Source organism: Rhabdobacter roseus, from assembly GCF_014202275.1.
Taxonomy (GTDB): Bacteria; Bacteroidota; Bacteroidia; order Cytophagales; family Spirosomataceae; genus Rhabdobacter; species Rhabdobacter roseus.
Map to the genome: position 1 here is coordinate 119,126 of NZ_JACHGF010000010.1, position 20,848 is coordinate 139,973.

20 protein-coding genes are annotated in these 20,848 nt (G+C 50.1%); 17 read left to right on the forward strand and 3 right to left on the reverse strand.

Annotation, left to right across the window (positions count from 1 at the left end):
- Positions 1-77 precede the first annotated feature (77 nt).
- The 7 genes from HNQ92_RS23080 (at position 78) to HNQ92_RS23110 (ending at position 8,703) form a co-directional block, all read left to right on the forward strand.
- Positions 78-1,037 carry an NAD(P)-dependent alcohol dehydrogenase gene (locus HNQ92_RS23080; protein WP_184177837.1) on the forward strand — a complete coding sequence of 320 codons (960 nt, stop codon included), beginning with the start codon at positions 78-80 and terminating at the stop codon, positions 1,035-1,037.
- Between the two features lie 641 nt (positions 1,038-1,678).
- Positions 1,679-2,965: a serine hydrolase domain-containing protein gene (locus tag HNQ92_RS23085; RefSeq protein WP_184177839.1), complete on the forward strand. Its 1,287-nt coding sequence runs from the start codon at positions 1,679-1,681 to the stop codon at positions 2,963-2,965.
- A gap of 47 nt (positions 2,966-3,012) precedes the next feature.
- A complete protein-coding gene (locus HNQ92_RS23090; protein WP_184177841.1) occupies positions 3,013-3,270 on the forward strand; it encodes a hypothetical protein in 258 nt (85 codons plus the stop codon).
- A gap of 18 nt (positions 3,271-3,288) precedes the next feature.
- Positions 3,289-4,146 carry an alpha/beta hydrolase gene (locus tag HNQ92_RS23095; RefSeq protein WP_184177843.1) on the forward strand — a complete coding sequence of 286 codons (858 nt, stop codon included), beginning with the start codon at positions 3,289-3,291 and terminating at the stop codon, positions 4,144-4,146.
- 102 nt (positions 4,147-4,248) lie between these two features.
- The gene (locus HNQ92_RS28765) at positions 4,249-6,123 is read left to right on the forward strand and encodes a D-apionate lactonase family protein (protein ID WP_184177845.1); all 1,875 of its coding nucleotides are present in this window, start codon (positions 4,249-4,251) and stop codon (positions 6,121-6,123) included.
- A gap of 68 nt (positions 6,124-6,191) precedes the next feature.
- Positions 6,192-6,803 carry an inorganic pyrophosphatase gene (locus HNQ92_RS23105; protein WP_184177847.1) on the forward strand — a complete coding sequence of 204 codons (612 nt, stop codon included), beginning with the start codon at positions 6,192-6,194 and terminating at the stop codon, positions 6,801-6,803.
- Between the two features lie 304 nt (positions 6,804-7,107).
- Positions 7,108-8,703, forward strand: coding sequence for a peptide chain release factor 3 (locus HNQ92_RS23110; protein ID WP_184177849.1), 1,596 nt, complete (start codon positions 7,108-7,110; stop codon positions 8,701-8,703).
- Positions 8,704-8,793: 90 nt separating this feature from the next.
- Here HNQ92_RS23110 and HNQ92_RS23115 read toward each other — a convergent pair whose 3' ends face one another.
- Positions 8,794-9,150 (reverse strand): DUF4890 domain-containing protein, encoded by a 357-nt coding sequence (locus tag HNQ92_RS23115; RefSeq protein WP_184177851.1) that lies wholly within the window; start codon positions 9,148-9,150, stop codon positions 8,794-8,796.
- A 78-nt stretch (positions 9,151-9,228) separates the two neighbouring features.
- On the reverse strand, positions 9,229-9,516 hold the full coding sequence (locus HNQ92_RS23120; RefSeq protein ID WP_184177853.1) for a hypothetical protein: 288 nt from the start codon (positions 9,514-9,516) through the stop codon (positions 9,229-9,231).
- 162 nt (positions 9,517-9,678) lie between these two features.
- On the opposite strand from HNQ92_RS23120, the gene HNQ92_RS23125 reads away from it, so the two are divergent.
- The 10 genes from HNQ92_RS23125 to omp85 all read left to right on the forward strand — a co-directional run bounded on the left by HNQ92_RS23125 (position 9,679) and on the right by omp85 (position 19,456).
- Positions 9,679-10,380: an XRE family transcriptional regulator gene (locus HNQ92_RS23125; RefSeq protein WP_184177855.1), complete on the forward strand. Its 702-nt coding sequence runs from the start codon at positions 9,679-9,681 to the stop codon at positions 10,378-10,380.
- Between the two features lie 74 nt (positions 10,381-10,454).
- Entirely contained in the window at positions 10,455-10,859 is a 405-nt protein-coding gene (locus HNQ92_RS23130) for a VOC family protein (protein WP_184177857.1), read from the forward strand.
- Between the two features lie 141 nt (positions 10,860-11,000).
- On the forward strand, positions 11,001-12,359 hold the full coding sequence (locus HNQ92_RS23135; RefSeq protein WP_184177859.1) for a sensor histidine kinase: 1,359 nt from the start codon (positions 11,001-11,003) through the stop codon (positions 12,357-12,359).
- 33 nt (positions 12,360-12,392) lie between these two features.
- Positions 12,393-12,776 carry a response regulator gene (locus HNQ92_RS23140; RefSeq protein WP_184177861.1) on the forward strand — a complete coding sequence of 128 codons (384 nt, stop codon included), beginning with the start codon at positions 12,393-12,395 and terminating at the stop codon, positions 12,774-12,776.
- Positions 12,773-13,819, forward strand: coding sequence for an adenylate/guanylate cyclase domain-containing protein (locus tag HNQ92_RS23145; protein WP_184177863.1), 1,047 nt, complete (start codon positions 12,773-12,775; stop codon positions 13,817-13,819). The genes HNQ92_RS23140 and HNQ92_RS23145 overlap by 4 nt, the downstream gene beginning before the upstream one ends.
- Positions 13,820-13,872: 53 nt before the next feature.
- On the forward strand, positions 13,873-14,946 hold the full coding sequence (gene dinB / locus HNQ92_RS23150) for a DNA polymerase IV (RefSeq protein WP_184177871.1): 1,074 nt from the start codon (positions 13,873-13,875) through the stop codon (positions 14,944-14,946).
- 393 nt (positions 14,947-15,339) lie between these two features.
- Positions 15,340-15,753 (forward strand): hypothetical protein, encoded by a 414-nt coding sequence (locus HNQ92_RS23155; protein ID WP_184177873.1) that lies wholly within the window; start codon positions 15,340-15,342, stop codon positions 15,751-15,753.
- A gap of 290 nt (positions 15,754-16,043) precedes the next feature.
- Positions 16,044-16,718, forward strand: a complete 675-nt coding sequence (locus tag HNQ92_RS23160) for a response regulator transcription factor (RefSeq protein ID WP_184177875.1) — start codon at positions 16,044-16,046, stop codon at positions 16,716-16,718.
- Positions 16,715-18,001: a sensor histidine kinase gene (locus HNQ92_RS23165; RefSeq protein ID WP_184177877.1), complete on the forward strand. Its 1,287-nt coding sequence runs from the start codon at positions 16,715-16,717 to the stop codon at positions 17,999-18,001. The genes HNQ92_RS23160 and HNQ92_RS23165 overlap by 4 nt, the downstream gene beginning before the upstream one ends.
- Positions 18,002-18,067: 66 nt before the next feature.
- Positions 18,068-19,456, forward strand: coding sequence for an Omp85 family outer membrane protein (gene omp85 / locus HNQ92_RS23170; protein WP_184177879.1), 1,389 nt, complete (start codon positions 18,068-18,070; stop codon positions 19,454-19,456).
- A gap of 517 nt (positions 19,457-19,973) precedes the next feature.
- Here the strand turns inward: omp85 and HNQ92_RS23175 are convergent.
- Positions 19,974-20,846: an IS3 family transposase gene (locus HNQ92_RS23175; protein WP_343063039.1), complete on the reverse strand. Its 873-nt coding sequence runs from the start codon at positions 20,844-20,846 to the stop codon at positions 19,974-19,976.
- Positions 20,847-20,848: the final 2 nt, after the last annotated feature.

Below are 20,848 nucleotides of genomic sequence, written 5' to 3' on the forward strand. Positions count from 1 at the left end.
TCTAAATGGAGGCGGTAAAGAGGGTAGAGGCTGAGCGTATTCCTGACGAGTATTTTCACCTTTCCCAACCAGCGCCCATGAAGGCAGTCGTTTACACACAATACGGTCCGCCCGAGGTACTTCAACTCCAGGAAGTACCCCGGCCCATACCGAAAGACAACGAGGTACTTATCAAAGTACGCGCCACCACCGTTAACCGGACCGACTGCGCCTTTTTGCGCGCCAAGCCTTTTATCAACCGCTTGTTCAGTGGGCTTTTTGGCCCCAAGTACCAGACACTGGGCAACGAGTTTGCGGGCGACGTGGAGGCCGTGGGTGAGGACGTCACGATTTTCCGGCCGGGCGACCGGGTATTTGGCTACAACGACGCCACCTTCGGCGCGCAGGCCGAGTACCTGGTACTGGCCGAGCAGGCTTCCCTGGCGACCATCCCCGACGGGCTTTCGTACGAAGAAGCCGCGCCCCTGCTCGAAGGCGCGCACTACGCCCTCAACAACCTGCGGGCGGCCCGGGTAGGGCCGGGGCAAGAGGTACTTATCTACGGAGCCACGGGCGGCATCGGCTCGGCGGCGGTGCAGCTGGCCAGGTACCTCGGGGCGGCCGTGACGGCCGTTTGCGCCACCGATCACGTCGCACTGGTGCGCTCACTAGGAGCTAATGAGGTACTTGACTACACCCGGCAGGACTTCACGAAGCTGGGCCGGACGTTCGACGTCGTGTTCGACGCGGTGGGGAAAAGCTCGTTTGGCCGGTGTCAGCCCATTCTCAAAGCGAAGGGTATCTACCTATCGACCGAGCTGGGGGCGTGGGTCCAAAATCCCTTTCTGGCCTTATTCACGCCGCTTCGGGGCGGTAGGCAGGTACTTTTCCCCATCCCGACGCTAAGCAAGGAGGACCTTACCCTGCTGAAAACGCTGGCCGAAACCGGCCAGTACCGGCCCGTCGTGGACCGAACCTACCCCCTGGAGCAGATCGTGGAGGCCTACCGCTACGTCGAAACCGGTCAGAAAATCGGGAATGTGGTGATTCGGGTGTAGGGTTGGGGAAGCGCTGGTGACCAATTAATTTCGGATTTATTGAATAGTGTACAAGGAGAGCAGTCGTAGATTGTCATTCTATTTCGCCACCGGCGAGCGTCGCGTGGTTGCCAACCGGCTAGGGCTATTAGGCAATTGGGAGAAATCATGAGAAAAAGACTTTATTATGTATGCTTGACGGTTGTAGTTTTAGCTATTCTATTTTTTGCTTTTGGAATACTCAATACTCTTGTCAGTTTAAAGTATGAAACAGCCGACCCTGACGATTGTATATCTTCTGTGACCGGATATGACTTATGTTATATGCTCTCTATGTTTGAGATCTTACTGTTTTTATCGTTTATAATAGGTACTTTGCTTTTGGTATTTAGAAGACGGATTTTACGTTAGCTGCTAATTATCAATAACCCATTATGATGTGCCTAGCGCCCAATGCTATCACAAGTAGAGAATTCAAGCGAACACACTCAACTTTTGAAATAAATTGTTTTAGGCCTTGGTTATCATAGTTTTAAACTGGCAGCAGCTGAGTTAAAAAATTATAAACAGATGATTTCTGTGGTAGAATGAAAAAAAGGAAGTGGCTGCTATTATTCATGTTTTGCGGAGCTCTGTTTTTTATTGGCAGGCATACCGTCTATATGCTTCCTGTTTTTACGGCAGGTGCCGCTAAAATTACCTGTTCCTGTTACTTTGTTGGAAAGCGTACTTTAAGTAGTATACAAAGTGATGAGCTGTCGCACTTCCCTTTGAATATGAATAAAATTCAGATTGACAAAGAAAGTGAATCGGTTACGGCTTCTCTTTTTGGTTTGGGGCAAAGAAAAGCTATTTATAGAGAAGGTGTAGGGTGCACATTGGTCGTGGAAAAATCCGAAGAGGAGATCAGAAGTCAAAAAATGAGTATCCCTCTCCCGTTACCGTATGACCCTGACACGCTACAATGGCCCCTGGGAAACCTTATTGATAGTGCCGTTTTTCAAGAGCCTAAATACCAAACGATTAAAGAAGTTGCAGCTAAAGCATTTCTTGAGAAAAATCCAACTAAACCCGTTAATACAAGGGCCGTCATCATCATTCATCATGGCCATATAGTGGCAGAAAAATATGCAGATGGATACACTTCTAAACAACCCCAATTGGGGTGGTCTATGACTAAAAGTTTTTCAAATGCCTTGATTGGTATATTGGTGAAAGAGGGAAAATTGAAGCTAACGAATAAAGGTCTTCTACCACCATGGAAAAACCCGAAAGATCCAAGATACGAAATAACGCTAGAACATTTGATGAACATGACAAGTGGACTGCAATGGGATGAAAGTTATTTTTCTTGGAGTCCTGTTGTAGAGATGATTTATACAAAAGCGGATATGAGTAGCTTTGCTGCCTCTTTTCCCTTACAAGATAATCCAGGAAAAAAATGGAAGTATTCCAGCGGAACAACCAACATACTATTTGAGATTATCAAAAATGCAACGGGTACAGACTACCACTTATTCCCTTACAAGAAATTATTTCATAAAATTGGTATGTCCCAGACCATGATAGAATTAGATGCTTCTGGTAAGTTTGTCGGTTCTAGCTTTGGATGGGCCACTCCTCGCGATTGGGCCAGATTTGGCTTGTTATATCTCAACGAAGGTGTGTGGGAAGGGGAGCAAATCCTTCCAAAAGAATGGGTCAAGTATAGCCGAGTCCCTTCCCCTCAAGCGCCAAATAGCGTTTACGCTTCCCAATTCTGGCATATTGGCTCTGACGCACCTTCAGAAATTCCTGCTGACCTGTATTATGCTCACGGATTTGAGGACCAAAGGGTGATCATTATCCCTTCGAGGGATCTAGTGATCGTGCGACTTGGGCAAACGCATTTTGAAAATTTCGAATGGAATGATTTTATATCCTCTATTCTTGTCGCACTTGAAAAGTAGTTAGTTCAGGCCAATTCTTTTATCACCATCAAATCCACCCAGAAACAATGAAAAAGATATCTACAATGGGGGTACTTATCCTCGCTTTGTACGGTTCCGCTCAGGCTCAAAGTAGGTACTTGGGAAAAGTGGAGCTAGGGTACTTTCAGCACCAAAGTACCTTGGTAAACGTAGAACCGGGTCCCGAATGGAAGGGACACTACCTCCGCGACCGGCTTGGTATATATGCCAAATCGGGGGTACTTTTGATGCAGCAAGCCTCGCTGGTACCCTTTCGGCTGGGCGTGCGGCTTCAAAAACAGTAGAACCTAACCCTGGCAACGATGAAGGTACTTTTAAGCGGTATACTGCTCTTTTTTTTCGTGAAAGTACCCGTCTGGGCGCAGGTCAAAAATCCGGCGACCGACAGCAAGCCGTTTGTGCTGGGCGTCGTGGAAGAGCTGAGCTCGGAAGTACTGGCCGAGAAGCGAATCCTGAACATCTACCTGCCCGAAGGCTACGCCGCCGACGATACCACCCACTACCCGGTGATCTACCTGCTGGACGGCTCGGCCGACGAAGACTTTATCCACGTAGTAGGGCTGGTGCAATTCAATACTTTTCCCTGGATTGCCCGCGTACCTAAGTCCATCGTGGTGGGTATTGCCAATGTGGACCGTCGGCGCGATTTTACGTATCCTACTTCCGTGCCGGAAGATAAAAAACGATTCCCCAGCACGGGGCAGTCGGGTACTTTCATGACGTTTCTCGAAAAAGAACTTCAGCCTTTTATAAACAAAAAGTACCGAACCACGGCCTCCCGCCTGCTCATCGGGCAGTCGCTGGGTGGATTGCTGGCGACGGAGATTTTGTTTAAAAAACCGCAGTTGTTCGACAAATACGTCATCATTAGTCCGAGCTTGTGGTGGGACAACGGCTCACTGCTCAGCCAGGTACCTGCTGCACTGCCCGCAGTGCAGGTGTACATCGGCGTGGGCAAGGAGGGACTCACACCCAGCCAGGTACCTCGCGTCATGGAGGTGGACGCCAACCTGCTGGCCGACAAGCTGAACGCCGTGAAGCATCAGCACGGAAAAGTGTACTTCGACTACCTGCCCCAGGAAGATCACGCCACCATCACGCACCAGGCGGTTTTTAACGCCCTGCGCCTGCTTTACCCGGTCTCAGAAGCCGGTAAGTAAGAAAAGTTCACGCTCTAGGCAGCCACGCGCTTTTTGATTGGTAAAAAAGGGTGAAATTACCTACCTTGTGGGGGTCGTTTGCTGAAAAAATAGTAAACCCCTATGCCTAAACCTTACTTTGGAACCCACGAACCTTTGCCCGAAAGCCGTACGCTGCGGGCCGGAGCGCTGAGCTGTCTGTATGAGCAAGGTACCTTGCGGTACATCAGCGCCCAGGGGCACGAGCTCCTCCGCATGATCTACGCCGCCCTGCGCGACGAACATTGGCGTACGGTACCTTTCACCATTCACAACGAAGTGATTCGTCAGGAAGAAGATGCCTTCCTGATCACCTACACGGCCCGCTACGCGCTGGGTACTTTGCGCTACGAAGGTACCTTTCGGCTGGAAGGTACTTCCGAAGGTACCATTACCGTAACCATGCAAGGCACCGCCCAAAGTACCTTTCAGCGCAACCGCATCGGACTCTGCGTGCTGCACCCGATCCAAGGCTGCGCGGGCCAGCCGGTGCTGATCAGCACGCCGGAGGGAGAGCGCTACGAAGGTACTTTTCCGGAAAGCATTAGTCCGCACCAGCCCTTCCAAAACATCGCCGGTATGCGCTGGGTGGATGCCTCGGACGCGGTGCTCACGCTGGACTTTGGCGGCGACGTATTCGAAACGGAAGACCAACGCAACTGGACCGACCATTCCTACAAAACCTATAGTACCCCCCAGCACCGGCCGCGGCCCGTGCTGGTGCAGCCCGGCGATACCGTGGAGCAGTGGGTGACGCTCCAGCTGATACACGCGCCCACTCGCTACCAGGAGGAGGTTTCCCGAGTGGATGCTCCCCGAGTGGATACTCCCGGAGTGGATACTCCCGGAGTGGATACTCCCGGAGTGGATACTCCCGGAGTGGATGCTCCCGGAGTGGATGCTCCCCGGCTATTAATGCCCTGCCTCGGCTACGCCCGCAACGCCACCTACGGCCCCCTCACGGAGCAAGACGTGGTGCTGCTTCGTCAGGTACCTTTTGCCCACTACCGGGTAGAGGTAGCGCTGAGCCAGCCCGACTGGAAGGCTGATTGGGCGGCGGCTCAGGCAGAAGCCCAGCAGCTGGGTACTTCGGTGGAGCTGGTGGCCTGGGTGGGCCATGACCTGCGCCAGGAGCTGCCCCCGCTGCTAGGTACCCTCGCCGATAGTCCGGTGCGGGTGCGTAGTTTGCTGGTGCTTCCGCGGCAGGTACCTTGGTCGGCGAGTTGGTTTGCGGAAGTGGCGGCGCTGGTGCGGCAGCAGGGCGTGGAGGTACCTTTGGGCTACGGCACCGACGGCTACTTTGCCGAGCTCAACCGCAACCGTCCGCCCGAAGCGCCCGGCTATGACTTCGTGAGTTTTTCGGTCAATCCGCAGGTACATGCCTTCGACACCCGCACGCTCATCGAGAACGTATCGGCACAGCGGTACGCGGTGGAGACGGCCCGGCAGTTTTTGCCCCCAGGGGTACCTATTCACGTGTCACCGGTTACGTTCAGGATCCGGAACTACCCCGCCGGGCCGGAAAGTACCCTCCCGCCCGACCAGGACCCGCGCCATACTACCGAGCTGGGGGCCGCCTGGATGCTCCTCAGCCTCAAGTACCTGGCGGGTGCTCAGCGCCTTACCTACTTCGAGACCACCGGCCCGAAGGGGATTATCCCCGGCGCGCCAAGTACCTCCCCGAGCCCCGAAACCTACCCCCTGCACAGGTACCTGGCGCGCATCCGCGCCTTTGACCCCAGCTGGATACTGGACCTGCGCGTACCGGAGCCCTTCGTGTGGGACGTACTGGGGCTGGAAAACGCCCGCGGTGAGCAGCTGTACTTTATGGTCAACTTCAGCACCGAGCCCCGGCAAGTGACACTACCCGGACTGGCCGGGGCGCATTTCCTGGCGGCGGAAAGCATTCACGAATGGTTTGTAGCAAATAATCCCGACGAGCCTGAAAAAATTGGATAACAAAGGTTAATTTTGGGCTGAGATAACCGATTGAGCGGGATTTTGAAACCAAATAATTGTATTTTTTTATGAATGCGAATGTGCACAAAGCCCATCCCTGGCACGGAATACCCATCGGGGATAAGTCGCCGGAGATTGTTACGGCCTTTATTGAAATTGTTCCTACGGATACCGTCAAATACGAAATTGATAAACAAACGGGCTACCTCAAGATCGACCGCCCGCAGAAGTACTCCAACATCGTACCGGCGCTCTACGGCTTCATACCCAAGACCTATTGCGCCGAGCTGATTGCGAAGCTGGCCAACGAACGCTCGGGCCGGGTAGTGACCGAAGGCGACGGTGACCCGCTGGACATCTGCGTACTTTGCGAGAAAATTATTTCGCACGGGGACATCATCTGCGAGGCGCGGCCCATCGGAGGCATTCGGCTCATCGACGGCGGCGAGGCCGACGACAAGATCATTGCCGTGCTGAAAGGCGACGAAGTATACGGAGCCTACAACGACCTGAGCGAACTACCCGCCAACGTCGTGGAGCGCCTCAAGCACTACTTCCTCACCTACAAAAACCTACCGGGCGAGCCCGCCCACATCGAGATCACGAACGTCTACGGTCGCGACGAAGCCCACGAGGTGATCCGGACATCGGTCGAAGATTACAAGCATTCTTTTTATTGAGAGAACCCAGGCCTCACCGCCAAGTACCTTCCGGGCTCCGTCGTTGGCGGAGTCTTTTTTTTGTGGCAGAGGGTACTTGAAGCAAGGGGTACTTTTCCTAAAAATACCCGGCAAGGCTCCCTTACTCCGCCGGAGTAAGGACCGGGGATAGAGGCCATTCCCTTGGGGCTTTTTTTAACTCTCAACGACCCATTACCCCCATTTGGTCCTTATAAATTGCGTATCTTTGCGGAAAATTTGGACAAGCATACCGAAAGCCAGCCCCCGCCAGGGTACCTGCTGCTACCGGTTAGGAATCAGAAACATGAACATTCATCAAGAAATAAAAAAACGGCGCACCTTTGCCATCATTAGCCACCCGGATGCTGGCAAAACGACCCTGACGGAAAAGCTCCTGCTCTTTGGCGGGGCCATCCAGACCGCCGGAGCCGTGAAATCCAACAAGATCAAGAAAACGGCCACTTCTGACTTCATGGAGATCGAGAAGCAGCGGGGGATCTCGGTAGCTACCTCGGTGATGACCTTCGAGTACCGCGACCTGCTCATTAACATCCTGGACACGCCGGGCCACAAAGACTTCGCCGAAGATACCTACCGCACCCTCACGGCCGTGGATAGCGTAATTCTGGTGGTAGACTGCGTGAAGGGCGTCGAGGAGCAAACCGAGCGGCTGATGGAAGTGTGCCGGATGCGTAACACGCCGGTGATCATCTTCATCAACAAGCTCGACCGCGAAGGCCAGAGCCCCTTCGACCTGCTGGACGAGCTGGAGGCCAAGCTGAGCATTCGGGCGCGGCCGCTCACCTGGCCCATCAACATGGGCTCCAACTTCAAGGGCGTGTACAGCCTTTACGAGCAGAAGCTTTATTTTTTCAAAATCAATAAAACCAAGGTAGAAACCGACGTAGCCGAGGTAAGCCTCGACGCCCCCAACCTGGATACCCTGCTGGGTCCCCGCGACGCCGAGACCCTGCGCGAGGAGGTGGAGCTGGTGGAGGGCGTGTACGATGCCTTCTCGGAAGAAGCCTACCAGAAAGGCGAGCTGGCGCCGGTATTTTTTGGCAGCGCCATCAATAACTTCGGGGTCAAAGAGCTGCTGGATACCTTTTGCCAGATCTCGCCTACGCCCCAGCCGCGGCCCACGGACGTGCGGCAGGTACTTCCTACGGAGCCGAAGTTTAGCGGGTTTGTGTTCAAGATCCACGCCAACCTGGACCCCCGCCACCGCGACCGCATCGCGTTCCTGCGGATCTGCTCGGGCAGCTTTGAGCGGGGCAAGTTTTACCACCACGTGCGGCTGAACAAAGACCTCCGCTTTTCGAGCCCGTTTAGTTTCATGGCCGCCGACAAGCGAATCCTGGAAGAAGGCTTCCCCGGCGACGTAGTAGGGCTGTACGACACGGGTCACTTCAAGATCGGCGATACGCTGACGGAAGGCGAAGACCTGCAGTTTTCGGGGATTCCGAGTTTCTCGCCCGAGATTTTCAAGGAATTAATCAACCTGGACCCGATGAAGGCCAAGCAACTGGACAAGGGCGTACAGCAGCTCACCGACGAAGGCGTGGCGCAGCTCTTTACGCTGGAGCTGGGTAATCGTAAGATTGTGGGTACGGTGGGCGAGCTGCAGTTTGATGTGATCCAGTACCGGCTCGAAAACGAGTACGGGGCCAAGTGCCGCTGGGTACCCATGAACGTGGCCCGCGCCTGCTGGATCACCAGCGACAACAAAGCCAAGCTGGCCGAGTTTGTGCGCCTGAAAGGCAACCAGATCGCCTTCGACAAGGACATGAATCCGGTGTTTCTGGCCGAGTCGGAGTGGATGATCCGCATGAACCGCGAGAATAATCCCGACATCCAGTTCCACTTCACATCGGAGTTCAAGACGGAAGTGACGGTGTAGATTTGATTTTAAAGTACCTAAGGTACCTATAGCCAAAGTACCCCCAAGTTCGGCTCGGGGGTACTTTGCTTTTAAAGGGGTACTTGGGGCTTAGTTACGCGGACCTCGGCCGCCGCCCTGGCGCATTTCCTCCGCCAGTGCTTTGTACTTTTCCTGCTGCTCGGGCGTGAGCAGCGCGTTCATGTCTTGCTGAAACTTCTCCTGAACATCCCGCATTCCTTCCCGGTTTTGGGCTTCGCGCAATTCCTGCATTTTCTGAAAGCGGGTCAGGTTCAGGGTGTAGACTTGCTTTTGTTGCTCTTCGTTAAGTCCGAGTCGTTCAACCATCGTTTTGGTTTGGCTTTCGGCGCGCGCTTCGGGCGTGGCGTTGTTTCCTCCGCCGCCTCGTTGGGCGAAGGCCGTCATACTGCCCAGCAGCAGTAGTAGGGCTAAGGTTGCTTTTTTCATTGTGGTTAACGGTTTTGATGAATTAACGCAAGCTTAGATGCCCGTTGCCACCCAGGGTTTAACGGAGGTACGTATTTTTTATAACCACTTCTTTACTAGTTCCGCCCACTCTTCGCGCAGCGTCTGGTCGGAGGGAGAAACCCCCGCCCGCCGGTACCAGTAGCCCGCGTTCCAGGTGTCGCCCTCCACGCGGTGCAGGTAGGCGTGCAATAGGTCGTAGGCGCGGGTACCTTCCTGGCTTTGGGCTATTTCGTGGGCGGCGTGCCAATCCCCTTTGGCGTCGTGCCAAAGCGCTTCGAGTAGCGGCGGTAAACCTTTGGGTGGCACATGCAGTTCCAAGGTGGCATTGAATTCTTCGTAGGTCATAGCTAGGTAATGTAGGTAGTAGCAGAAGCGTAAAAGTACATAATCGGTTTTAAAGCAAAAAAAAGTAAGCCCTTGGTAGAAATCCATCTTTTTTACGAGAAAGATTGTTTTTATTATTTTTTATGTGTTATTTTTACTCAAACAAAAAGCAAACACGCCGGTATGTCTATTTTTTTTGCTCAAAACCTGGTCTTCCTTCGCTCGCGACTAGCCGATCGGCCCTCTCAACAGAAACTGGGGGATGCGCTGGGGCTTAAAAAATCGACGCTAGCGGCCTGGGAGGCAGGGCGAGCCAAGCCTTCCTTTGACGACTTGCTACGCCTGGCCGAGTACTTTACCATATCCACGGACGATCTTTTGAAGCGGGATTTGGCCAAGGAGTTGAGCCGTCCCTGGATCAAAGAAGACAACCTCCGGGTACTGGTCACGACCGTAGACCGCGACAATGCCGAAAACATTGAGTTTGTACCGGTAAAGGCCATCGGCGGCTACACCGAAGGCTACGGAGATGTGGACTACATTGCCCAGCTACCCGTCATCAGCCTGCCATTTTTGTCGCCCGACCGCAAGTACCGGGCCTTCCCTTTTGAGGGCGATTCGATGCCGCCGCTGCGTGAGGGCTCCATTGTGTTTGGAGAGTACATCGAGTACTGGGAGCGCATCAAGAGTGGCACGATCTGTTTGGTAGTAACCAAAGAGGAGGGGGTAGTTCTCAAAAAAGTATTTAACTACCTGGAAGAAAAGGGCGTACTCGTGCTCAAGTCCTTGAACGAGCGCTACGCGCCCTATCCGGTACGTCGGGAAGATATTCTTGAATTATGGCAGTTTGTTGGCTACTTTTCCCGGGAGTTTCCCGTGAGCTAACGATTCGTCCGTTTTCTGATAAACACCCTTACTTTATCTAAATCTATATGATGTATCGTTCAAGTCCGGCAGTTATGAAAAAAGTGAGTCACATCCTTAACGAGCTTCGAAGCAGTACCCCTTTCTTTACCATTCGGGAAGCGGACGAATTCATTCGTTTCCTGGAAGAAGGGCTTCGGGGGCAGGAAACCTACTGTGAGAGACGTCCCGATGGTAGCATTGGCAACGCCCTTGTGCTGGTGGAAGATAACCTCGTGGAAATAAGCGAGGCAAACCTTGAGTACCCCGAGCGGTCCATTGCCATGCAGCTGCGGGTGGAAGATCCGGAGGCTTGCCGGCAGCAGATGATCCGGGCGGGTGCCCGCCCGGTGGTAGAGCCCGCCGGGGCGGTAGAGCCCCGTCGGCAGTCGGTACTGGTTGATCCCTGGGGAAATCAATGGTACCTCTCCCGGCATACGGACCCCTACTACCTAGCCTAGCGCTGCGGGCCTACCGGACAAATCCGCGGCGGGATTGGGAGCCTATATATACTCCGTACGATTTTATTGGTATATTCCGTCGAAATTCTCCCGCGTAGCCGCGCGGGCTTGTCGGAACTTTACTTTTTTTATTAATCGGATATGGAATATGGTTCTGCCTTTGTCGCTTTGGGGCTGGCCCATCTCGGCCTACGCTGGTTCCGTCGTTTTCTGGATACCCCCACCCGCCTGCCCGAATGGGACCAACTGCTCAACCGGGTAGTTCCGGCCTCTTTTGTAGTGGCAGGGCTGGTCCTGGCTTTTCGCATCAATCTTGACGCCGACTGGCTCCTCTGGACCATATACGTGATCGTGCTGGCTACAACCTACCGCCTCCGATCCTACCGCCCCGCCGAGCTGTTGTTTTGGGCCATGTGGCCCTACGTAGTAACGGCGGGTTTAAAAATTCTGACCAAAACTTTTTTACCGGACTTTTACCGGCCTTACCGTCCCTATTTCGAGTCGGCCTCGGCCTTTGCGGTCATGTGGCTCCTGGGGGCCATCATCTACACCATCCGGCAGAAAAAAGCCCTGGAGCGGGATCTGCTGCTGAAGCAAGAAGAAGAGGAACGCAAGCGCCGGATCGAGCAGGAAAACCAGGTACTGGAAGGCATGGTGGCCGAACGCACCTCGGAGTTGACCCGCCAGAAAGAAGAACTCGAGCACGCACTGGTGGAGCTCAAAGCCACGCAGGCGCAGCTGATCCAGTCGGAGAAGATGGCGAGCCTCGGCGAGCTCACGGCCGGGATTGCCCATGAAATCCAGAACCCCCTCAACTTCGTCAATAATTTCTCGGAAGTGAGCGATGAGCTGGCGCAGGAGATTGAGGAGGAGATCCGGGCCGGTAATACCGAGGAGGTACTTTACCTGGCGCAGGCGATCCGGGAAAACCTCCAGAAAATAACCCACCACGGCAAACGCGCCGACTCCATCGTGAAAGGCATGCTGGAACATTCCCGCATGAGTACCGGCGAAAAAGAACCCACCGACCTCAACGCCCTGGCCGACGAATACCTGCGGCTTTCGTACCACGGGCTACGTGCCAAAGACAAAAATTTCAACGCCGAGCTCATCGCCGACCTGACCCCCGACCTGGGGCTGGTGCGCGTGGTGCCGCAGGATTTTGGCCGGGTGCTGCTCAACCTCTTCAACAACGCTTTTTACGCCGTACGCAAAAGGCAGGAGGGGGAGGCGGCCACCTACCGGCCTCAGGTGCGGGTAAGTACCCGCTTGCAGGGCGACGAAGTGGAAATACGCGTGCGGGACAACGGAACAGGAATACCCCAGGCGGTTGTTGATAAAATTTATGATCCGTTTTTTACCACCAAACCCGCCGGACAAGGTACCGGGCTGGGGCTGTCGCTGAGCTATGACATTGTAGCCAAAGGCCACGGAGGTACCTTGGAAGTACAAAGCCGGGAAGGAGAATTCACGGAGTTCATCATTCGCTTACCAAACTAACAACGTCGCCTAATTGGACCAAAAACTTTGCCCATGAGCCCACTAAAAATACTGGTCGTTGATGACGAGCAAGACGTCAAGTCCCTCTTCGAACAGCGCTTCCGGCGCGAAATCCGGAGTGGCAGTGTATTCTTTACCTTCGCGTTTTCGGGCGAAGAGGCGCTGAAGTACATGGAAGCGCACGGCTCGGAGGTCGTTTTGATCCTGTCGGATATCAACATGCCCGGCATGAGCGGCATCGAGCTGCTGAAGCACATCCGGGTGGAGCACCCCTCGCCCCACCCGCAGGTCATGATGGTGACGGCCTACGGCGACGAGCAAACCTACCAGCAGGCCATGCAGTTCGGGGCCAACGATTTCCTGACCAAGCCGCTGGATTTCAGTCAACTCAAAGAGAAACTCACCACCCTACTATGAGCGCAAAGATTTTGGTCGTAGACGACGAAACGGATCTTCAGGCCCTGATCAAGCAGAAATTTCGGCGTCAGATCCGGGAGCAGAAGTACGAGTTTGTGTTTGCCGAAAACGGAGAGGAAGCCCTGCAAAGAATCCAGGAAAATGCGGACGTAGCCCTGGTACTGAGCGACATCAACATGCCCATCATGGACGGGCTCACCCTCCTCACCAAGCTGCACGAATCCAGCCCGCTGATTAAGGCCGTGATCGTGTCGGCCTACAACGACATGGAGAAAATCCGGACCGCCATGAACCGCGGTGCCTTCGACTTTGTGTGCAAGCCCATCGACTTCGTGGACCTGGACGTGACCATCCAGAAAACCCTGCAGCACGTGGAGCAGCTGCGCCAAACGCTGAAAGCCATCCAGGAAAACAACATCCTGAAAATGTACGTGGACGAAACCGTGCTCACCTTCATGGGGCGCAGCGAGTTTGAAACGTCCCTTATGCTCAACGAAACCATCGAGGCCACGGTGGTTTTTATGGATATTTGTGGCTTTACGGCGATCTCCGAAAAAGAAGCGCCCGACGTGGTGGTGCAGATGATCAACAAGTACTTCGACGTGATGGTGAAGGAGATCATCGCGCAGGGCGGCTACGTGGATAAATTCATGGGCGACGCCATCATGGCCGTGTTCCGGGGCGACTACCACCTCGACCGCGCCATCGACGCCTCGCTGGCCGTGCGGGCCCAGATCGCCTCCATGCAGGAAGCCCTCCCCAACCAGCTTACGTTCGTACCTAAAGTAGCCATTGGCATCAACACCGGCGAGATGGTGTCGGGCAATATTGGCTCCGTCACCTTGCGCCGCCTCGACTACACCGTCATTGGCGACACCGTTAACGTGGCCCAACGATTTCAGGCCGCGGCCCAGCCGGGACAAATCATCATCAGCGAAGCCGCCTACCAGCAGGTGAACGAGTCGTTCCACTGCCAGAAAGTAGGGGAGGTACTTCTGAAAAACAAGTCCGAGCAGGCCATGATTTACGAGGTACTTGACTAAGCGTTAGCCCGAAAAAGGAGATACACAAAAAGGAGCAGGGTACTCTCGGAACGATGGAAGCCAATCGCAAAATCATCCACGTGGATATGGACGCGTTTTTTGCGTCGGTGGAGCAGCGCGACTTCCCCGAGCTGCGCGGCAAACCCGTAGCCGTGGGCGGGAGCGGCGACCGGGGCGTGGTGGCGGCGGCCAGCTACGAGGCCCGCCGGTACGGCGTACGCTCGGCCATGGCTTCCAAAGTAGCCCGGCGTAAGTGTCCGTCGCTGATTTTTGTCAAGCACCGCTTCGATGTCTACAAGCAAGTCTCTAGCCAGATCCGGGCCATCTTTGCGGAGTACACCCCGCTCGTGGAGCCGCTCTCGCTCGACGAAGCCTACCTCGACGTAACCGAAAACCTGCGCGGCCTGAAGTCCGCGACGCTCATGGCCCAGGAGATTAAGGAGCGGATCTGGCAAACGACCCGCCTGACGGCCTCGGCGGGGGTGTCGTACAATAAGTTTCTGGCCAAGCTCGCCTCCGACCACCGCAAACCCAACGGCCTGTTTGTGATCAAACCGCACGAGGGCCTTGACTTTGTGGCGGCGCTGCCCGTGGAGCGTTTTCACGGCGTAGGGCGCGTCACGGCCGAGAAGATGCACCGCCTGGGCATTCAAACCGGCCTGGACCTGCGCCAGCAAACGGAGGCTTTTCTGCGGCAGCACTTTGGCAAGTCGGGCGGGCATTACTATCGCATCGCGCGGGCCGAGGACCAGCGCCCCGTGGAGCCCGACCGCATCCGGAAGTCGGTGGGCTCCGAAAACACCTTCGGGCAGGATCTGGACACGCTGGCCGAAATGCAGGGCGGCCTGGCCCCGCTCATGGACGACGTCTGGCGCTGGTGCGACCGCACGCAGGTTTTTGGCCGCACCGTGACGGTGAAGATCAAGTTGAACGACTTCCAAATCCTGACCCGCAGCCGCTCGGCGCTGCTGCCGATCCGGGAGCGCGCCTTTTTCGAGAAGGTAGCCTACGAATTGCTGGAAGAAAATTTCCCCCTGCCCCGGCCCGTGCGGCTGCTGGGCGTGTCGCTCTCCAACCTGGAAGACACCCATCCCTACGAAGGCAAGCAACTCACGCTGAGTTTTTAAAGGGGTACTTTTGGGAGGAAGGATTTGTATCTTCGTTCTATCAGGCAGTAAGGGATGGGGTACTTTTCAGGAAAGTGTGCGGAGGGTACTTGCGCAAGCCTTGGATTCCTGAAAAATAAAGCCAACGTAGGTAGTAAAGCTGGAAAGACAAAGGCTTATTTGAACTTAATCGCGATCTTTTAATTCAGGTTTTTTTGTTCCTGTAAGCTCACTTAATAAAATATATACGACACGTAAAATGCAATATTATAAAGGTATTGTACAAATAAATACAAAAAAGTACTACATTATTTTCGTATATTTACTAGTTATAGGGCATTTTAAGACAGACCCCAACCGACAATGAAGTACAAGAACTATAAATCAGCAATCCACAACTTCGCACACTCATTCATGAGCATTGATTACATGAAAAGTGGACGACTTGCTGTAAATGTTCTTATTGACCTTTACAATCTCAGCTTGGAACCTAAAGCGACCTTTGACTTTATTGACAAGAAAATTCTACCGACTAAAGCAAAAACAAAGGAGAGTAATGAATTGCTCAACGACTATTTGAGCTGGTTGCCTGACCATTTTGCCCGACACAATTGCGACTTGACAAAATTGGAAGTTCTTCAAATAACAATCTGGACTGACTTTGACAACGCCAAGACACCGCCAGGTATGAGTAACAGCAAGGAATTTATCGTTCATACGTTGACAAAATGGAAAGCTAACGGACGTAACGAACAGACAATTGAAATTTCGCAGACAGAAATTATTAAGGAGAATTTTCTCAAGTTGAGAATACCTGAATTTAAGTGACACTAAACGCCCTATAACATGGGGTTTTGTGCAAGTGGGGCACGACGTTGTTACGTCAGCTATGAGCAAGCATCAGCTTTTGTTCCAGCGTGACGAACAACATTCAGCAACAGAATAAACAATGAACTTTAATTTATAAATTGAGCAGCGGTTACGAGCAGACGGAACACAGAATTCCCCACCTGCACAAAGCCCTGTTCGTTAGGTGCAAGCCTAAAGAACGACACTACCGAAACAAACCGACAACCAAATTCAAAATTTCTACAAAATTGAAATGGTAACTTTGACCAATGAAAATACTGATTATAGAAGACGAAAACGACCTTGCCGACAGCATCTCTGAATATCTTTCGGAAGAAAAATATTTATGTGAGTTTGCAAAAACTTTTAATCAGGCATTGGACAAAATAGAATCCTTTAATTACGACTGCATCTTGTTAGACATTATGTTGCCAGACGGCAACGGAATGAATATTTTAGAAGAACTCAAAAGACAAGACAAACAAGACGGTGTAATTATTATTTCTGCAAAAAACGCATTAGACGACAAAATAAAAGGACTTCAAATTGGTGCAGACGACTATTTGACAAAGCCTTTTCATCTTTCGGAACTATCAGCAAGGATTTACTCGGTTATCAGAAGAAAACAATTTGGAAATTCAAATACGGTTCGACAAAATGAATTAGAAATAGACTTGCTTGCAAAGACTATTTCAGTTCATAATCACCCTGTTATTCTAACCAAAAAAGAATTTGATTTATTGCTCTACTTTGTTGGAAATAAAAACAGAGTAATTTCAAAAAGCACCTTGGCTGAACATCTTTCAGGTGATTTTGCAGATATGTTAGACAACCACGATTTTGTTTACGCTCATATCAAAAACTTAAAAAAAAAATTGAGTGAAGCTGGATGCGAAAGTTATTTAAAGACTGTTTACGGAACAGGTTATAAATGGGAAGGATGAATAGATTACTAAACAAATCGCTTAAATCATTCACCATTTATGCACTTATTGTTTTAGCGGCAAGTGTTCCTGCATACCTTTATTTGGTTGATAGTATTTGGCTTCGTGAGTTGGATGAACACAACGAAATTGTAGCTGACAGAACGGAAAACGAACTCAATAAATTACAACTATCTGAAACCGAATTGAATCAAAGCATAGTGCTTTGGAACAAAATTCAACCCGGAACCAACCTTCAAAAGACCACTTTAGAAAAAAACAGAAAAGACAGCACCTATACAGTATCAAGAAAAAATCCCTATGTAACTCACGAAGATATTGACCGATTTCGGGGGCTTTCGAGAGTGATTGAAATAAATGGAGAAAATTATTTACTCACCTTAGAAACCAATGTTGAAGAAACCGAAGAAACGGTCGTTGCAATAGCTATTCTGACTTTTTTATTTTTTCTGATTTTAGTTGTCGGTTTTCTGATTCTCAACAGACGATTATCCGTAAAACTATGGCAACCTTTTAAAAATACTTTGGCGAAGTTGAAAGCATTTAATCTCAATTCACAAAGCAATATTTCGTTTGAAAAATCAAACATCATTGAGTTTGAAGAATTAAATGTGGCTTTGAATAAGTTAATCGAACACACGGTTTCGGTTTACAAATCCCAAAAAGAATTTACAGAAAATGCTTCACACGAACTTCAAACTCCTTTGGCAATTATTAAAAACAAATTGGACATACTTCTGCAAAAGGAAACATTAACAGACAGGCAATATCAAATTATAGAAGACATCAATAACGCATTAACAAGGGTTTCACGTATCAACAAAAATCTATTATTGCTTGCTAAAATAGAAAACCATCAGTTTGATGATAACGAAACAATAAATCTGGCTGAGTTGACCATACAATGTTTAGAGCAATTACAAGAGCATTTTTTAAATAAAGAATTAAGCGTTAAAACAAATATTGAAAAAGATTTTTCTATTACAGGAAACAAAATGTTAATCGAAATTCTCATCAATAATTTATTGCTCAACTCGATTAGGCATAACTCACAAAAAGGAACAGTTGAAGTAAAATTGAACTCATCAGGTTTCATTATCTCCAATTCAGGAAACATAGCCTTGGATAAAGAACATCTCTTTAAACGGTTTAAAAAAACTTCCAATGAAAATTCAGGAAGTGGTCTTGGGTTGGCTATTGTTGAGCAAATTTGCAAAAGACATCATTGGACAATAACCTATGAATTTCAGCAAGAAACACACATTTTAAAAATCAGCTTTTAGTACAATTCAAAATTTCTTCTAAATCGCTTCGGAGCTTTGCAGGGTAACTTAAAATTTATCCAATTTATGAAGCGTAGTATAGCAACTCTGTTTATTCTGTTTTCAATCACAATCGTAAAGGCTCAAGAAATAGACAGTCTTTCATTCATTAAATCGAAACGAATGTCGGATGATGACCTTGCGAAAAAGCGAGAAGGAACCTTTTTTACGGGAATACCCGATTTTTCTTCCGACCCAGTTACAGGTTTCGGTTTTGGGTTAAGAACAAACACCTATTGGAATGGAAATCGTGATAATCCTTTATTTCCCTACACACCATATTTGGCAAAACTAAAAGCGAATGCAGCTTATTACACTTCAAATGCAAGAGAATTAGTTCTTTCGCTTGATGTTCCCTATTATAAAGGAACACGTTGGAGATTTAAAATTGATTTTAAGGCACAACAAAACCCCGCCAATTTATATTTTGGATTAACAGAATCAACACTTGGGCAACTTCGCCTACCATCTGACGAAAACACCACTTTTTCAACATATCGAGAATTTGACAGAGCAAGAAAAACGTTGAGACCAGGCGGAGTTGGAGAAGCTGATTTTGTAACAGATGCACTCTCGAACCGATTTAGGGAAACGGAATATATGCTCAATTTGAAAGCCGATTATGCACTTGGAAATGGCAAATGGCGTATAATGGGTGGTTATGAAATTCAGCATTTGAGTTATACAACTTTTGAAGGAATGGAAGCGGAAGCAATCGACCCGATTACAGGACAAAACACAACTGCACCAAACGGCATTTCACTTTTAAGACGAGATTTTGAAGACGGTTTAATTTCAGGAGTTGACGGTGGTTGGGTTTCAATTATTCAGACGGCTTTGATTTTTGACACAAGAGATTTTGAACCCGACCCTACAAAAGGTTATTACTTTGAAATAGCAAATGAATATTCCAGTAAATACATTGGTTCACAATTCGACTTCAATAAACTTTTTATCCAAGGACGAGCCTATCAAAAATTACCAATTGGCAAGCGGACAGTTTTAGCAGGACGATTTGGAGCAGGCAATATTTTTGGAAACAATGCACCATTTTTTGAATTTCAAGACCAATGGAGTCCAGAAGGAAGTATCAACGCTTTGGGTGGCAGACAATCATTGCGTGGCTATCGAGCTAACCGATTTTTGGCTCGTTCAATGTGGTTCACCAATGTAGAATTGAGAGTAAGACTTGCAGAAACTCAAATTGGAAAGCAAAGATTTGCCTTTGCCGTAGCACCGTTCTTTGACGCAGGTACAGTAAGAGACCGTTGGCAAGACTTAAATTTTAAAAACATTAAAACTTCCTATGGCGGTGGATTACGAATAGCTTGGAATCAGTCCACCATTTTATCGTTTGACTATGGACATTCAAAAGAAGATAGACTTTTTTACTTCGGGATTGGACAAGCATTTTAGACTTCAAAACGACTGACTTAAACATAAAAAAAGTATCTTAGTCGGACGAAAAACAAGAAGGCCAGCACCTAACAGCGGTTTGGCGTAATGGCGGTTGTAGTGCTTCGTATGACAGTTTTGTGGTAGGTTCAAGTTCGGTTCTTCGATGGAACTTTTGTGCTTAAAATCCGCCACTACGCCAAGCCGCAAACCGTTAGCGGTAATTCTAAACCATACTAAAACACAATGACAGAAACAGAACAATTTTGCCAAATACTAAGAGAACGTTCTGCTGAAAATGTTTCGGCTGGACGACTACTTTTTCAGAACAGACTGTTTGGACAGCTAATATCAGTTTTAAGACAAGAACTAGACTCTTTAGTTCGAGCGGTTTTTCTATTGAGTAATGACTTATTGATCAGTGCGTTAGTTTGTAAAGAATTCTATTTCTTGTTTATGAAAGAAAGAAGAAATAAGCCTTGGGTTCTTTCTTAACTCCTCCACTTTTGCAAGTACGGCATCTGAGGTGTGCCGATTATTATGGACACGTGACTTGCTTAGTTAAAGAATAACAATAATGATTTTCATATTGCATTGGACTCTGATAATTCAGACTTGAATGTTTACGGTTGGTGTTGTAATACATTTCAATATATTCAAAGATTTCTGTTTGGGCATCTTCCAAATTGTCAAAGATTCCATCCTCGAGCAGTTCGGCTTTGATTCGGCTGAAGCAAGACTCCATGAATGCATTATCATACGGATCATCGGCCCGGCTCATGGATTGTGCTATTTTTCTTTTCAGTAGCAGCTTACGAAACATGCCTCCCGCGTACTGGCCCCCACGGTCTGAGTGTACAATAAGTCCAGCTTTGACATTTCTTGTGGCAAGCGCTTTCCGCAACGCTGTTATCACCAGCTCCTCCCGCCTGTGGCTGGCCAACTGCCAGCCCACAATCCTTCTTGAGTATAGATCCATCCACACGGACAGATAAGCCCATCTGCCCTGGGAAAGCGGGATATACGTGATATCACCTACCCACACTTCATCAGGCCTTGTAGGCGGTTGACGCTCCAGCAGCAGATTGGGGCTGATAGGGTAAGGATGCCTGCTCTCAGTGGTCCGGGGCACAAAGCTGCGAGGCTGTATGGCTCGTAATCCATGCTGGTGCATCACTTTTCTGCATGCATACTTCCCAATTCTAAGACCCTGATCCTTTAACTCCGCGCAAATCCTGCGGATGCCGTAACGCTGCTTGTGCGCTCTAAATACTTCCACGATCTGCTGTTCCACCTGCTGCTTTTCTATATTTTTTACTTTTGGCTTCAAGTACTCGTAATACGCACTGCGGCTGATCTGCATGGCGCGGCACAACAGCTTGATGGGATACTGATGCTGGTGTGTTTTAATAA

Bases quoted from the DNA above. Each gene is read 5' to 3' on its own strand.
- HNQ92_RS23080 (WP_184177837.1), top strand. From the start codon at position 78: ATGAAGGCAGTCGTTTACACACAATACGGTCCGCCCGAGGTACTTCAA.
- HNQ92_RS23085 (WP_184177839.1), top strand. From the start codon at position 1,679: ATGCTTCCTGTTTTTACGGCAGGTGCCGCTAAAATTACCTGTTCCTGT.
- HNQ92_RS23090 (WP_184177841.1), top strand. From the start codon at position 3,013: ATGAAAAAGATATCTACAATGGGGGTACTTATCCTCGCTTTGTACGGT.
- HNQ92_RS23095 (WP_184177843.1), top strand. From the start codon at position 3,289: ATGAAGGTACTTTTAAGCGGTATACTGCTCTTTTTTTTCGTGAAAGTA.
- HNQ92_RS28765 (WP_184177845.1), top strand. From the start codon at position 4,249: ATGCCTAAACCTTACTTTGGAACCCACGAACCTTTGCCCGAAAGCCGT.
- HNQ92_RS23105 (WP_184177847.1), top strand. From the start codon at position 6,192: ATGAATGCGAATGTGCACAAAGCCCATCCCTGGCACGGAATACCCATC.
- HNQ92_RS23110 (WP_184177849.1), top strand. From the start codon at position 7,108: ATGAACATTCATCAAGAAATAAAAAAACGGCGCACCTTTGCCATCATT.
- HNQ92_RS23115 (WP_184177851.1), bottom strand. From the start codon at position 9,150: ATGAAAAAAGCAACCTTAGCCCTACTACTGCTGCTGGGCAGTATGACG.
- HNQ92_RS23120 (WP_184177853.1), bottom strand. From the start codon at position 9,516: ATGACCTACGAAGAATTCAATGCCACCTTGGAACTGCATGTGCCACCC.
- HNQ92_RS23125 (WP_184177855.1), top strand. From the start codon at position 9,679: ATGTCTATTTTTTTTGCTCAAAACCTGGTCTTCCTTCGCTCGCGACTA.
- HNQ92_RS23130 (WP_184177857.1), top strand. From the start codon at position 10,455: ATGAAAAAAGTGAGTCACATCCTTAACGAGCTTCGAAGCAGTACCCCT.
- HNQ92_RS23135 (WP_184177859.1), top strand. From the start codon at position 11,001: ATGGAATATGGTTCTGCCTTTGTCGCTTTGGGGCTGGCCCATCTCGGC.
- HNQ92_RS23140 (WP_184177861.1), top strand. From the start codon at position 12,393: ATGAGCCCACTAAAAATACTGGTCGTTGATGACGAGCAAGACGTCAAG.
- HNQ92_RS23145 (WP_184177863.1), top strand. From the start codon at position 12,773: ATGAGCGCAAAGATTTTGGTCGTAGACGACGAAACGGATCTTCAGGCC.
- dinB (WP_184177871.1), top strand. From the start codon at position 13,873: ATGGAAGCCAATCGCAAAATCATCCACGTGGATATGGACGCGTTTTTT.
- HNQ92_RS23155 (WP_184177873.1), top strand. From the start codon at position 15,340: ATGAGCATTGATTACATGAAAAGTGGACGACTTGCTGTAAATGTTCTT.
- HNQ92_RS23160 (WP_184177875.1), top strand. From the start codon at position 16,044: ATGAAAATACTGATTATAGAAGACGAAAACGACCTTGCCGACAGCATC.
- HNQ92_RS23165 (WP_184177877.1), top strand. From the start codon at position 16,715: ATGAATAGATTACTAAACAAATCGCTTAAATCATTCACCATTTATGCA.
- omp85 (WP_184177879.1), top strand. From the start codon at position 18,068: ATGAAGCGTAGTATAGCAACTCTGTTTATTCTGTTTTCAATCACAATC.